Below are 13900 nucleotides of genomic sequence, written 5' to 3' on the forward strand. Positions count from 1 at the left end.
AAATTTTCCTTTTTTTCTTATAATTATAGCCAAAAACAAAGTAGAAATTAAAGCTAATTTGAGTAGAATTTAAGATTATTAAAAATTAGGTGGAAAAAATGGACTACAAAGAAACTCTACTTTTGCCCAGCACTACTTTTGCTATGCGGGCGAATTTAGCGGAACTTGAACCGCAAAGATTTAAAAAATGGTTTGAGCAAAATTATGCTTATGAAAAAATGAAAGAAAATCGCAAAAATGCGAAAAAAAGTTTTACCTTGCACGATGGCCCCCCTTATGCTAACGGACATATTCATATAGGACATGCTTTAAATAAAATTTTAAAAGAAACTATTATCAAAACGCATTATTTTAAAGGTGAGAGTGTGCGTTTTACTCCAGGGTGGGATTGTCATGGTTTACCTATAGAACAACAAGTAGAAGTAAAGCTTGGAGAAAAGAAAAAAAGCTTAAGCAAGAAAGAAATTCGTGAGTTTTGCAGACAACATGCGAGTGAATTTGTAGATATCCAAAGAGAAGAATTTAAAAATTTAGGCATTATTGCGGATTGGGATAAGCCTTATTTGACTATGAAATTTGAGTTTGAAGCAGCGATTTATAGAACTTTATGTGAGATTGCTAAAAAAGGCTTACTTTGTGAGCGTTCTAAACCTGTTTTTTGGAGTTGGGCGGCAAAGTCAGCTTTAGCGGAAGCTGAAGTAGAGTATCAAGATAAAGAAGATTATTCTATCTTTGTGGCTTTTGATTTAGATGTAAAAGCTTGCGAAAAATTAGGCGTTTCAAAAGCAAGCGCAGTGATATGGACAACTACGCCTTGGACTTTGGTGGCTAATCAAGCTATAGCCTTAAATCCTAACGAAAATTATGTGATCACTAAAGAAGGTTTGATTTTTGCAAGTGCTTTGCTTAAAAGCATGGTAGAAAAAGGACTTACAAGTGGAGAAATTCAAAAAGAACTCAACGCAAAAGAATTTGAAAAACTTGAAGCTATCAATCCTTTAAATGGAAGAAAATCTGTTTTAATTATGGGCGAGCATGTATTGATGGATGGTGGAAGTGGACTTGTACATACTGCACCAGGACATGGCGAAGATGATTACTATGCTTGTTTGAAATATGACATTGAGGTTTTAATGCCTGTTGATGATAGCGGATGTTATGATGAAACTTTAAGAGCTAAAGGGCTTTTGCCTTCTCATTTGCTTGAAGAGTTTATAGGTCTTCATATTTTTAAGGCCAATGAAAAAATTTTAGAACTTTTAGGCGAAAAACTTTTACATTCTTCTAAATTTATACACTCTTATCCATTTTGTTGGAGAACGCATAAGCCTGTGATTTATAGAGCTACTAAACAATGGTTTATTTTAATGGATGAACCAAAACTTCAAGGAAAAACTTTAAGAGAGTGTGCAAAAGAACAACTTTTAAAAACAACCTTTTATCCGCAAAGCGGAGTAAAAAGAATAGGTTCTATGGTGGAAAATCGACCAGATTGGTGTATTTCAAGACAAAGGGACTGGGGAACGCCTATAGCCTTTTTTAGAGATAAAAACACTAAAGAAGTGATTTTTGATGATGAACTTTTTGACTTTGTAGTAGCTATTTTTGAAAAACACGGTGCTGATGCGTGGTGGGAGTTTGAAATCAAAGATTTAATTCCTACAAATTCAAAATATAAAGCTGAAAATTTAGAAAAAGTATATGATATTTTAGATGTTTGGTTTGATAGTGGAAGTACTTTTAATGCGGTTTTAAATAGCGGACTTTATGACGCAGGAGAAAAAAGAGCAAGTATGTATTTAGAAGGAAGCGATCAGCATCGGGGTTGGTTTCAAAGCTCTTTGCTTGTAGGTACAGCGATCAATGAAAGCGCGCCTTATGAAAGTATTTTAACTCATGGTTTTACTACGGATGAAAAAGGGCAAAAAATGTCTAAATCTAAAGGCAATGTGATTGCTCCTGAATATGTAGCAAAAACCTATGGAGTTGAAATTTTAAGACTTTGGATACTTTTAAGTGATTATTCAAGTGATTTAAAAATTTCAGACAATATCTTAAAACAAGTGGGCGAACAATACCGCAAAATAAGAAATACTATAAGATTTTTACTTGCCAATACAAATGACTTAAAAGATTTAGAAGTTAAAGAATTTAGTTTTATTGATAAATGGATATTAAGTCGTGCAACCAAAGTTTTTAAAGCAAGTAAAGAAGCATTTTTTGCTTATGAATTTGCTAAAGGTTTTAGTTTGCTTTTAAATTTCTTAAGTGCGGATTTAAGTGGGATTTATCTTGATATCAGTAAAGATAGACTTTATTGTGATAGTGAAAATGCTCAAAGAAGAAAATCTGCTCAAGTGGCTATGGCTTTGATAGCAAAAGAACTTTTAAATTTACTTGCTCCAAATTTAAGCTATAGTGTAGATGAGGCTTTAGAACATGCTAATGTTTTAATCAAAGGCGATGCAAAAGATGTATTTGATTTGAGTTTAACTCAGGATTTTGATTATGATTTTGGTATAGATGATACATTTTTAATGAGTGCTAGAGAGAAATTTTTTGAACAAATTGATATGCTTAAAAAAGATAAAATCATTAAATCCACCTTGGAATTAAATTTAAACATTAGTTTTAATAAATTCCCAAATGAGGAATTAGCCGATTGGTTTATGGTAAGTCAAATCAGTAATGAAAATGAAGAAATTTTGGCTGAATTTGAAGTAGAGAATGAGAAATTTAAAATCACCAAAGCTTCACTTTGTAAATGCCCAAGATGTTGGAAACTTCAAAGTAAAGATGAAGAAACACCTTGTTTAAGATGTGAAGAAGTTTTAAAAGGGGTGTAATGTTAGAAAATCCTATTCCAAATAGTATTATCATTGCAACTATAGCGGTGGTTTTGGCTTTTAGTGCTTTAGCAGTATTTTTGATCAAAAAAACAAAGGAAAATAAATGATAACTTTAAAAGAAGCTTTAAAATACTCCAAAGAAGAACTTGAAAATTTAAAAAAAGAACTCAATGAAAAAGCAAAAAAAGAAAAAAAAATAGGTGCTTATATCGAACAATTTTTAGATAAAGACTTAAGTGTTTCAGGTGAAGGTGTGCCTGTAGCTATAAAAGATAATATCAGTGTAAAGGGCTGGGAGCTTACTAGTGCGAGTAAGATTTTACAAGGTTATATCGCTCCTTATGATGCAAGTGCGATTGTTAATTTAAAGGCTAACGGTTTTTCTCCTTTTGGGCGTTGCAATATGGATGAATTTGCTATGGGAAGTTCAACAGCGAGTTCTTGTTATGGAAAAACTTTAAATCCTTTAAATTTTGAGCGTGTTCCAGGTGGGTCAAGTGGTGGAAGTGCTGCTGCGGTAGCGGGTGGCTTGGCTTTAGCAAGTTTAGGTTCTGATACAGGAGGATCTGTGCGCCAACCTGCGGCTTTTTGTGGTTGTGTAGGATTTAAACCGAGTTATGGAAGAGTAAGTCGCTATGGTTTGGCTTCTTATTCTTCAAGTTTGGATCAAATCGGAGTTTTAACGCAAAATGTAGAAGATGCGGCAATTTTATATGATGCGATCGCAGGATATGATAAAATGGATAGCACGAGTGCAAATATCGAGTTTATCAAAACCGCTCCAAATTTAAATGCAAATAAAAAATTAAAAATTGCAGTGATTGAAAATTATGTCAATGATGCAGATAGCGAAGTAAAAAACGCACTTTTAAAAACCATAGATATGTTAAAAGCTAATGGACATGAGATTGTATATAAAAATTTGCTTGATTCTAAGTTTGATATCGCAGCGTATTATATCATCGCAACAGCTGAAGCAAGTGCAAATTTAAGTCGTTATGATGGGGTGCGTTATGGCAAGCGTTCTGAAAATATCCAAAATTTAAAAGAAATGTATGTAAATACACGCAGCGAAGGTTTTGGCGAAGAAGTAAAAAGAAGAATTTTGTTAGGAACTTTTGTTTTAAGTAGTGGATATTATGATGCGTATTATATCAAAGCACAAAAAGCTAGAGCTTTTATCAAGGCAAAATATGAAGAAATTTTGCAAGATTGTGATCTTATTTTTATGCCTGTAACTCCTACAACGGCTTTTAAATTTGATACTCAAAAAAGCCCTATGCAAACTTATTTAGAAGATGTTTATACTATCTCTGTAAATTTAGCAGGACTTGGAGGCATTAGTGTGCCTGTTGCAAAAGATAAAGAAGGGCTTAATATATCAGCACAACTGATTTGCAAAGCTTATGATGAACAAACCTTGTTAGATGGGGCTTTAAGTTTAGAACAAATGATTAAAAATTAAGGATGAAAGATGAAAATTGTAAAAAGAGCTTTAACTTTTGAAGATGTATTACTGCGTCCTGGGTATTCTGAAGTTCTACCTAAGGAAGTAAAAATTCACACTAAACTAACAAAAAATATCACTTTAAATATGCCTTTAATCTCTGCGGCTATGGATACAGTTACTGAACACAGAGCTGCTATCATGATGGCAAGACTTGGAGGACTTGGGGTAATTCATAAAAATATGGATATAGCTTCACAAGTTAGAGAAGTAAAAAGAGTGAAAAAAAGTGAAAGTGGAGTGATTATCGATCCTATTTTTGTAAGTCCTAAAGCAAGTGTTGCAGAGGCTTTAGAAATCATGGCAGAGTATAGAATTTCAGGTGTTCCTGTAGTAGATGAAGATAAGAAACTAATAGGCATACTTACCAATCGTGATTTAAGATTTGAGAGTGATTTTTCAAATTTGGTTGAAAATGTTATGACTAAAATGCCTTTAATTACTGCTCCAAAGGGTTGTACTTTAGATGATGCAGAAAAAATTTTCAGCACCAACAAAGTAGAAAAACTTCCTATAGTTGATGAACAAGGACGCTTGGAAGGACTTATCACTATAAAAGATCTTAAAAAACGCAAAGAATATCCTGATGCCAATAAAGATAATTTTGGAAGATTACGCGTGGGTGCGGCTATAGGAGTAGGGCAAATGGATCGTGTGGATGCTTTAGTTGAAGCAGGCGTTGATGTTGTTGTGCTTGATTCTGCGCATGGACATTCTAAGGGTATTATTGATACGATAAAAGCAATTAAAACTAAATATCCAAATTTAGATCTTATCGCAGGAAATATCGCTACTGCAGCCGCAGCAAAAGCACTTTGTGAAGCAGGAGTAGATGCGGTTAAAGTAGGTATTGGGCCAGGAAGTATTTGTACTACGCGTATTGTTTCAGGTGTGGGTGTGCCTCAAATTTCGGCCATTGATGAGTGCGTGGAAGAAGCAAATAAATTTGGCGTTCCTGTGATAGCTGATGGCGGGATTAAATATTCAGGTGATATTGCAAAAGCTTTAGCTGTGGGTGCGAGTTCTGTTATGATAGGATCGCTTTTAGCTGGAACGGATGAAAGTCCAGGAGAGCTTTTTACTTATCAAGGAAGACAATATAAGTCTTATCGTGGTATGGGTTCGCTTGGGGCTATGCAAAAAGGAAGTTCGGATAGATACTTTCAGCAAGGTACCGCTCAAGATAAACTTGTTCCTGAAGGTATAGAAGGGCGTGTTCCTTATGTGGGAAGTATAAGAAGCGTGGTGCATCAACTTTTAGGAGGTTTGTGTTCTTCTATGGGTTATGTTGGGGCTAAAGATATAGAAGATTTTCAAAAAAGAGCTGAATTTGTTGAAATCACTACTGCAGGGCTTAAAGAAAGTCATGTACATGATGTTACTATCACTCATGAAGCACCAAATTACAAGGTCAATCATCAATGAGTTTTGAAGAAAATTTAAAACACGCTAATGAATCTTTGGAAAAATTAAACAATCAAGAGCTTGCCTTAGATGAAAGTGTAAAAATTTACAAAGAAGGTTTAGAGAGTATCAAAAAAGCAAGACTTGAGCTTGAAAAAGCAAAATTAGAAGTGGAGCAAATCGATGAGTAAAATAGCAGCTTTACAGTTTCCAACTTTAGCTTTAAGTGAATCAAGGCTTGATTATTATCTTAAAGCTTCAAAAGACAATGGGGCAAATTTGGTAGTTTTGGGAGAATATGTGATTAATAGTTTTTTTACAGAACTTTTACACATGCCAAAAAATATGATAAAAGAACAAAGTGAAGCTAAAAAAGAAAGCTTGATTAAACTTGCTAAAAAATATGAATTAGAAATCATCGCTCCTTATGTAAGCGTTGAAGCTAAAAGTTATAAAAAACTTTGCTTAAAAGTTACTCCAAATGGTGTTAAAAGTTATGAACAGCAAATTTTAATGCCTTATGAACATTGGAATGAAGAAAAATTTTTCAGCAACAAAACTCCATCAGAGTTAAAAATTTTTACTTTTAATTATGAAAAATTAAAATATGCCTTACTTTTTGGTTTTGAGACCCATTTTGATATCTTTTGGCAGCAGATTATGGCGAAAAAAATTGATTTGGTTATCGTTCCTAGTGCTTGCACCTTTGAAAGCAAACAAAGATGGGAAGAACTTTTAAAAACAAGAGCTTTTTTAAATTCTACAAGCATTTTAAGAGTAAATCGCATAGGCAAAACAAAAGATGAATGGAATTTTTACGGCGATACTTTGTTTATTAATGCTTTTGGTGAGATAGAAAGTAAATTAGGTTCTGAAGAAGAAATGCTTATCATAGAGCCTAAAAAAAGCGATGAGGCAAGAAAACTTTGGGCTTTTGATAAAATTCTTAAGAATTTTTAAAGAAGGTGAACATGAGAAAAATTTTACTTCAAATTTTTATTTTTAGTGTATTATTTATAGTAATTTTTACCATTAATCGTATTTTAATGCAAAATTCTTTTATCCCTACTGGTTTAATTGATGATAAAAATGAAATCTTTTTAATGTATCTTTTGGGTGTTTTTCATGATATAAGATTTTTAAGTGCAGCGTTTTTACCATTCTTGCTTTGTGGTTTTTTAAGTTTAATTTTTTCTAATATAAAAATAAATAATAAATTAGTAATATATAGTAAAAATTTTTATTTCATTTTTTCAAGCATTTACATAATTGTTCTTTCTTGTCTTTGTATAGGATTTTCTTATGCAAAATACTATTATTACGAAATTTACAAGACTAAATTTGATATTTTTATGTTTACTCTAAAAGATGATAATGCAAAAACTATTTTAAGTATTATTTATCATGATTATCCAATTTTAAAAATTTTAGCTTTAATGTTGATTTTTGGAGTCTTTGTATTTTTTTTAAATTTGAAAATATTAAATTTAAAGCTAAAACCTGTTAATTTAAGATTATTTCCCTTGATAGCTTTAAATTTAATATTAATTATTGTTTATGTTATAGCCTTAAGGGGCCCCTTTAAGCATGTGGCTATAAATGTACAAAATTATTCTTTTAGTGAGTATAGTGTTGTAAATGATACAATGTTAAATCCAATTATGGCATTTTCTTGGGCTTTAAAACAATATAAAGAAGAAGCGGCTTTGAAGGTTATCACACCTTTGAAAGCACAAGAACTTAAAGAAAAACTTTTTGATTATTGGCATCAAAGCCCTATAAATCTAAAAGCTGAAAAGAATCATCCTAGTGTATTTGTTAACTTAATGGAAAGTTTTGGGCTTAATTTGGCTGATTTTACAAATACAGAACATAATTTTTTGGGTTCGTTAGATAAACATTTTAAACAAGATTTTTTATTCAAACGCTTTTTGAGTTCTAGTAATGGAACTATACCAAGTTTTGCAAACTTATTTTTTGTAAGTCCATTTTCTAATATTTCTACAAGTAAATTTCAGAAAACTTATTTAGATTTAACACCTATTGCTGTTTATAAGAAAGCAGGATATAAGGTGATTTTTGTAAGTGCAGGTAATGGATCTTGGCAAAATATTAAAAATTATCTCAGTATTTTGGGAGTAGATGAGATTATAGATGAAAATATTTTAATGAAAGAGTATAATGGAGCAAAAGATAGCGAAAATGGTTATGGGGTAGCTGATGAGTTTTTATATAAAAAAGTTTATGACTTACTTCAAAAAAATCCACATAAAACCCTTATAATCGCTCTTACTATTTCTAACCATCCACCTTATAAATTTCCGCAAAATGATTTGCCAAAATTAGAAAATATTCCACAAACTTTGCTTAATATGCTTCCTTATGAAAAAGATAAACAAGACAATATTATCAAAGCTTATACTTATGCAAACAATGAATTTGGAAAATTTCTAGATAAAATAAAACAGAGTTCTTTTAAAGATAGTGTCATTATAGCAGCAACTGGAGATCATAGAGTACGCGAAATGAGTATGGATTTAAATTCCCAAAAAGCTTTTGCTTATAGTGTGCCTTTTTATCTTTATATTCCTAAGGATTTACAAGATGATATTTATTATGATAAAGATCGTGTAGGATCTCATAAGGATATTTTTCCAACTCTTTATGCTTTAAGTTTAAATAATGTTAAGTATTTAAGCGTAGGCGGAAGAAATATGTTAGCAAGACCAAATGATGATAAATTTGAATTTGGGATCAACGATGCTGTATGGATTGATAAAAATGGAGTATATAGCGGTGGTAAAGGGTATTATTTTGAAAGTAATGATACTTTAAAAGATATGAATAAAGCTTTTAATCTTGATGTTTATACTAAAGACTTTGATAAATTTTATAGAGAGTTAAATTTATATCAATTAGCCGAGCGTTTAGGCATTTCAAAATAGGATTTATATTTTCTTTTTAGTAAAAAAGTGCTAAAATTAGCCTTTAAGGTATAAAGGTTTAAATGATGCAAAATATCCATTTTATCGGCATAGGCGGTATAGGAATTTCCGCTTTAGCAAGATTTTTAAAAGAAAAAGGTTTTAAAATTAGCGGAAGTGATCTTAAAGAGAGTAAAATCACTAAAGAACTAGAAAAAGAAGGGGTTAAGGTCAGCATCCCTCATCATAAAGACAATATTTTAAACAAAGATTTAGTTATTTATTCTGCTGCTATCAAAGAAGAAAATCCTGAATTTAAACACGCTAAAGAATTAGGCATTAAATGCCTTTCACGCAAGGAGGCCTTACCTCTTATCTTAGAAGATAAGCGCGTTTTTGCAGTTGCAGGAGCACATGGAAAAAGCACAACTTCAAGTATTTTGGCTTCTTTGCTTGATGATGCTTCTGTGATCATCGGAGCGATTTTAAAAGAATTTGGTTCAAATATGATTTATAAAGAAAGCCAAAACCTTGTTTTTGAAGCTGATGAGAGCGATAGTTCTTTTTTAAATTCAAATCCTTATTTGGCTATAGTTACCAATGCGGAAGCAGAGCATTTAGATCATTATGGTAATGAAGTTTCAAAACTCCATCATGCTTATGTGGAGTTTTTAGATACGGCTAAAATTCGCGTGATTAATGCTGAAGATGAGTTTTTGAAAAATTATAAAAATGAGTCAATCAAGCTTTATCCGAGCAAAGATATCAAAAACTGCACCATGTGTATAGAAAATTTCAAACCTTTTACAAGCTTTGAGTTGAAAGATTGGGGTGAATTTAAGGTTTTTGGCATGGGATATCATTTAGCCCTTGATGCGTCTTTGGCGATTTTGGCGGCTTTAAATTTCTTAGATATAGAAACGATAAGAACTAGGCTTAAAAATTATCAAGGTATTAAAAAGCGTTTTGATATTTTACATGCTGATGAAAATTTGGTTTTAATCGATGATTATGGTCATCATCCCACCGAAATAAAAGCGACTTTAAGCGCAGCACAAGAATACGCAAAATTAGGTAGATATAAAAAAATTACAGCCATTTTTGAACCTCACCGCTACACGCGTTTGGCTACAAATTTAAAGGAATTTGCAAAGGCTTTTGAAGGTGTTGATGAGCTTGTAATTTTACCTGTTTATGCTGCAGGAGAAGAGCCTATAGAACTTGATTTAAAAGCGGTTTTTCCTAAGGCTTTATTTGTAGAAGATATCAAAAGAGAGGGTAAATTTTTGGTGGCTTCTAAGGGGCAAGTTTTTGAAGAAGGGCTTATTATAGGTTTTGGTGCAGGAGATATCAGTAATAAATTAAGGCAAAAAAATGAGTAGGTTTTTTTTATATTTTTTAATTATCTTAATTTTAGCCTTAATCACTTTTGCTTTGCGTGAAAAATTAGGCAAAAAAACCAAACCTTTTTTTGGTATTTTGCTTGTGATCTTTATCATTTTAGCGGTATTTTTTGAATTTGAAAATACGCAAAAAAGTCGTTTAAGAACAGATATTATCGTAGCTTTTAATCAAAATAAAAATATTTTATGTAAAGATATTAATGTATCTAAGGCGTATTTTAACTATGAATTTGGTACAGGAAGTTTTATTTCAAAAGATAATAATCAAAGTTTTAATTCTTTAATCATAGATATTAAAGATTGCAGGTTAAATGATGAATGATGCAAAAGAAGAATTGATCTCAAAGCTTGATTTAAACGGCTATTTAGAAGAATTTAAAGGCCTTTTTGCAAGAGATAAGGAGATTTTTTTGCAAGGAGATTCTAATCTTCATTTTAAACGCATACATGAGCTTTGCGAGGTGGAATTTCCTGCTATGCCAGAGCTTAGCAATCTTGATAAAGCCTTAGTTCATTTAAGCAAGCAAGGAATTTTACATTTAGATGAAATTTTTGAATTTGTAAAAATTTTTCGTTATTTTGAAAAGTTAAAAAAAATAAAACTAGGAACAAATTTAGACTCTTGGCTACAAAAGATAGAATTTGTTAGCGGGGCTTTGGAGCTTTGTTTGAATTTCGATGAGAAAGGGGAATTAAAAGAAAGTTTAGATGAAAGACTTGTAAATCTTAATACCGCTCTAAGATTGAAAAACGAAAGCATAATAGCTGAGTTTAAGAAATTTTGCTATACAAAAGCTTTAATGCCTTATCTTATCGATACACAAATCCATCTTATAAACAATCTTGAAGCCTTGCTTGTAAGAGGCGGGTTTAATCACGCTATTAAAGCAAAAATCATAGGTAGAAGTAGTGGCGGTGGCTTTTATATCGTGCCTTTAAGTGTTGAAAATTTGCAAAATGATATAGAAAAAATCAAAAATCAAAAAGAAGAAATTTATTATGAATACGCTAAAAATTTCTCAGCTTTTTTAGCAAAAAACCTACCTTTTTTAAAATTTATCAATACAGCCTTTGATCTTTTTGATCATTATAGTGCTAGGGTTTTGCTTGCTAAAAAAAAGGATTTTGAAATTGTTTTGTGTGATCAAAGTACGGATTTAGTGCTTAAAAATTTCGCTCATCCTGCCTTAAAAAATCCAAAAAGCGTGAGTTTGGAATTTAAAAAACAAGTTTTAATCATCACAGGGGTAAATGCAGGCGGAAAATCCATGCTTTTAAAATCCATGCTAAGCGCAGCATTTTTAGCTAAACATCTTTTGCCTATGCATATCAAAGCAAGTGAAAGTAAAATTGGTACTTTTAAAGAATTTGATGCCATCATAGAAGATCCGCAAAATGTTAAAAACGACATTTCAACTTTTGCAGGAAGAATGTTGCATTTTTCTAGACTTTTTTCTAAGAAAAATTTGCTTTTAGGTATAGATGAAATAGAGCTTGGAACAGATTTTGAAGAAGCGGCTTGTTTGTATAGTGTGTTAATTTCAAAACTCATAGCTAATAATCTTAAAATCATCATCACCACGCACCACAAACGCCTTGCCATGCTTTTAGCAAAAAATGAGCAAGTTGAACTCATTGCTGCTTTATATGATGAAGAGCTTTCACGCCCAAAATATGAGTTTTTAAAAGGTACTATAGGAAAATCTTATGCCTTTGAAACCGCTTTGCGTTATCAGATTCCGCCGAATTTAGTTAGCGAGGCTAAAAAGCTTTATGGCGAGGATAAAGAAAATTTAGAAGAGCTTGTGGGTAAAAATATCAATCTTGAATTAGAACTAAAAGCTAAGCTTGAAAATGTTGAGAAAAAAGAGCAAAAAGTCGATGAAATTTTACTTTCTTTAAAAGATCAAAAAGAAAAAAATGAACAAGAATTTCGCACGAGTTTGAGAAATTTAGAATTTAAATTTCACAAAGCCATAGAAGAAGCTAAGAAAACCATACAGCTTAAAGACACAAAAGATAAGCAAAGAAGCCTTAATAAAGCCAATGAACTTAAAAAAGAAATCATCTTGCCAAGTATGGAGCAAAACGAAGAATTGCGTGTGGGGGATTTTGTAAAATATGAAAAAATTAAGGGTAAAATCATAAGCATTTCTAAAAACGATGCTATGGTTGAAAGCGATGGGATCAAACTTCGTGTGCCTTTAAAACTGCTTAAAAAAAGTGGTGCAATGCCAAAAAAAGTAGCAAAAACAAGTATAAGCGTAAGCAAACCAAGCAATCTAAGCGTAACTTTGGATTTGCATGGACTTAGGAGTGATGAGGCTATTTCAAGGCTTGATAAATTTATTTCAGATGCTTTAATAGCGGGATTTGATGAGGTTTTGATCTATCATGGTATAGGCACAGGAAAGCTTGCCTTTGCGGTAAGAGAGTTTTTAAAAACCCATAAAAGTGTTAAAGGCTTTAATGACGCACCGATCAATCAAGGTGGCTTTGGTGCTAAGGTGGTGAGATTATGAAAAACATTATGATATTAAGTGGAGCGGGTTTGTCTGCTCCAAGTGGACTTAAAACTTTTAGAGATAATGATGGACTTTGGGAAGAATACGATGTGATGGAGGTTTGCTCCGCAACAGGTTTTAGAAAAAACCCTAAAAAAGTGCTTGATTTTTACGATGCAAGAAGGGCGCAACTTCAAAATGTAAAGCCAAATCATGCTCATGAAAAAATCGCACAATTAAAAGAAAAATGGGGTAAAAATCTTTTTGTTATCACGCAAAATGTAGATGATTTGCTAGAGCGTGCAGGGTGTAAAGATGTAGTGCATTTGCATGGCTTTTTGCCCGAACTTCGCTGCTTAAAATGCGAAGAAATTTTTAATATAGGTTATGAAAAAATCACAGATAAACAATGCCCAAAATGCAAAAGTAAGGATTTAAGACACAATATAGTCATGTTTGAAGAGCAAGCTCCTGCTTATGCTATGCTTTATTCTTTGCTAAATCAAACTTCGCTTTTTATCAGCGTAGGCACAAGTGGGGCGGTTTTGCCTGTAGGGCGTTATGCTTCAATGTGCGAAAAAAGTATTTTAAATATCTACGAAAAAGATGCGAATTTAGAGCGGTATTTTGATAAAATCTATATAGAAGATATTATAAGCGCTATTGATAAAATCGCACTTGATATAGAAAATTTTATGAAAGATGGTAATGTTTGATTCTTTTTTAAGTGGAGTTTTTTTGGGCTTTGGAGTGAGTGTTCCTTTTGGACCTGTAAATATTTTGATTTTAACTTATGCACTAAAAGCTTTTAAAAATTCCATAGCTGTAGGACTTGGAGCATTTAGTATAGATATGCTTTATCTTTTTTTGCTTCAATTTGGGCTTTTAAATTTTTTAGACAATGTTATTTTTATGCGTTCTTTGGCGATTTTTGGTTTTTGTTTTTTAACTTATATGGCGTACTTGATGCTAAGAAAAAAGAAAGAAAGCTTAAATTTAGAGCATAAAGAATTTAAAGAAAGTCTTTTGAAAAGTTATATTAAAGGAGCTTTTTTAAATGGTTCAAATCCTTTTGTGATAGGATTTTGGCTTAGTGCTGCAAGCGTGGTTTTAAGTAGTGATCATGCTTATTTGATGACTTTAGGGCTTGTTGTGGCTATACTTTTTTGGGTAAGTGCTTTAGCCTTTGTGGTGGCAAGATATAGTCATGTTTTTAGTGCAAAAGTTGTTTTTATAATCAATATAATTTCAGCTATAATTATAGAGTATTTTGCTCTTAATTTATTATATAAAACTTTCTTAGGATAAA

12 protein-coding genes are annotated in these 13900 nt (G+C 31.9%); all 12 read left to right on the forward strand.

Annotated elements, in window-relative coordinates:
* Window positions 1-98: 98 nt before the first annotated feature.
* The 12 genes from ileS (at window position 99) to AJN58_RS06905 (ending at window position 13899) form a co-directional block, all read left to right on the forward strand.
* On the forward strand, window positions 99-2846 hold the full coding sequence (ileS, locus tag AJN58_RS06850) for an isoleucine--tRNA ligase (protein ID WP_070233071.1): 2748 nt from the start codon (window positions 99-101) through the stop codon (window positions 2844-2846).
* Window positions 2846-2956, forward strand: coding sequence for a hypothetical protein (locus AJN58_RS06855; RefSeq protein WP_002880777.1), 111 nt, complete (start codon window positions 2846-2848; stop codon window positions 2954-2956). Before ileS ends, AJN58_RS06855 begins: the two co-directional genes overlap by 1 nt.
* Complete coding sequence (gatA, locus tag AJN58_RS06860; protein WP_052857614.1) at window positions 2953-4314, forward strand: Asp-tRNA(Asn)/Glu-tRNA(Gln) amidotransferase subunit GatA; 1362 nt, start codon at window positions 2953-2955, stop codon at window positions 4312-4314. Before AJN58_RS06855 ends, gatA begins: the two co-directional genes overlap by 4 nt.
* A gap of 9 nt (window positions 4315-4323) precedes the next feature.
* Window positions 4324-5781: an IMP dehydrogenase gene (gene guaB, locus AJN58_RS06865; RefSeq protein WP_070233072.1), complete on the forward strand. Its 1458-nt coding sequence runs from the start codon at window positions 4324-4326 to the stop codon at window positions 5779-5781.
* Window positions 5778-5951, forward strand: a complete 174-nt coding sequence (gene xseB, locus AJN58_RS06870) for an exodeoxyribonuclease VII small subunit (RefSeq protein ID WP_002853034.1) — start codon at window positions 5778-5780, stop codon at window positions 5949-5951. The genes guaB and xseB overlap by 4 nt, the downstream gene beginning before the upstream one ends.
* Window positions 5944-6720: a carbon-nitrogen hydrolase family protein gene (locus tag AJN58_RS06875; RefSeq protein WP_070233073.1), complete on the forward strand. Its 777-nt coding sequence runs from the start codon at window positions 5944-5946 to the stop codon at window positions 6718-6720. The genes xseB and AJN58_RS06875 overlap by 8 nt, the downstream gene beginning before the upstream one ends.
* 11 nt (window positions 6721-6731) lie before the next feature.
* Window positions 6732-8705 carry an LTA synthase family protein gene (locus AJN58_RS06880; protein ID WP_070233074.1) on the forward strand — a complete coding sequence of 658 codons (1974 nt, stop codon included), beginning with the start codon at window positions 6732-6734 and terminating at the stop codon, window positions 8703-8705.
* Window positions 8706-8767: 62 nt separating this feature from the next.
* A complete protein-coding gene (gene murC, locus AJN58_RS06885; RefSeq protein ID WP_074470035.1) occupies window positions 8768-10066 on the forward strand; it encodes a UDP-N-acetylmuramate--L-alanine ligase in 1299 nt (432 codons plus the stop codon).
* Complete coding sequence (locus tag AJN58_RS06890; protein WP_002861781.1) at window positions 10059-10409, forward strand: hypothetical protein; 351 nt, start codon at window positions 10059-10061, stop codon at window positions 10407-10409. The genes murC and AJN58_RS06890 overlap by 8 nt, the downstream gene beginning before the upstream one ends.
* Window positions 10399-12609: an endonuclease MutS2 gene (locus AJN58_RS06895; RefSeq protein ID WP_074470036.1), complete on the forward strand. Its 2211-nt coding sequence runs from the start codon at window positions 10399-10401 to the stop codon at window positions 12607-12609. Before AJN58_RS06890 ends, AJN58_RS06895 begins: the two co-directional genes overlap by 11 nt.
* Window positions 12606-13307: an SIR2 family NAD-dependent protein deacylase gene (locus AJN58_RS06900; RefSeq protein ID WP_070210240.1), complete on the forward strand. Its 702-nt coding sequence runs from the start codon at window positions 12606-12608 to the stop codon at window positions 13305-13307. The genes AJN58_RS06895 and AJN58_RS06900 overlap by 4 nt, the downstream gene beginning before the upstream one ends.
* Entirely contained in the window at window positions 13300-13899 is a 600-nt protein-coding gene (locus AJN58_RS06905) for a LysE family translocator (protein ID WP_002861777.1), read from the forward strand. The genes AJN58_RS06900 and AJN58_RS06905 overlap by 8 nt, the downstream gene beginning before the upstream one ends.
* Window position 13900 lies beyond the last annotated feature (1 nt).

The sequence above is a fragment of the Campylobacter sp. BCW_4321 genome (assembly GCF_001763075.1).
In the GTDB taxonomy this organism is placed as follows: domain Bacteria; phylum Campylobacterota; class Campylobacteria; order Campylobacterales; family Campylobacteraceae; genus Campylobacter_D; species Campylobacter_D jejuni.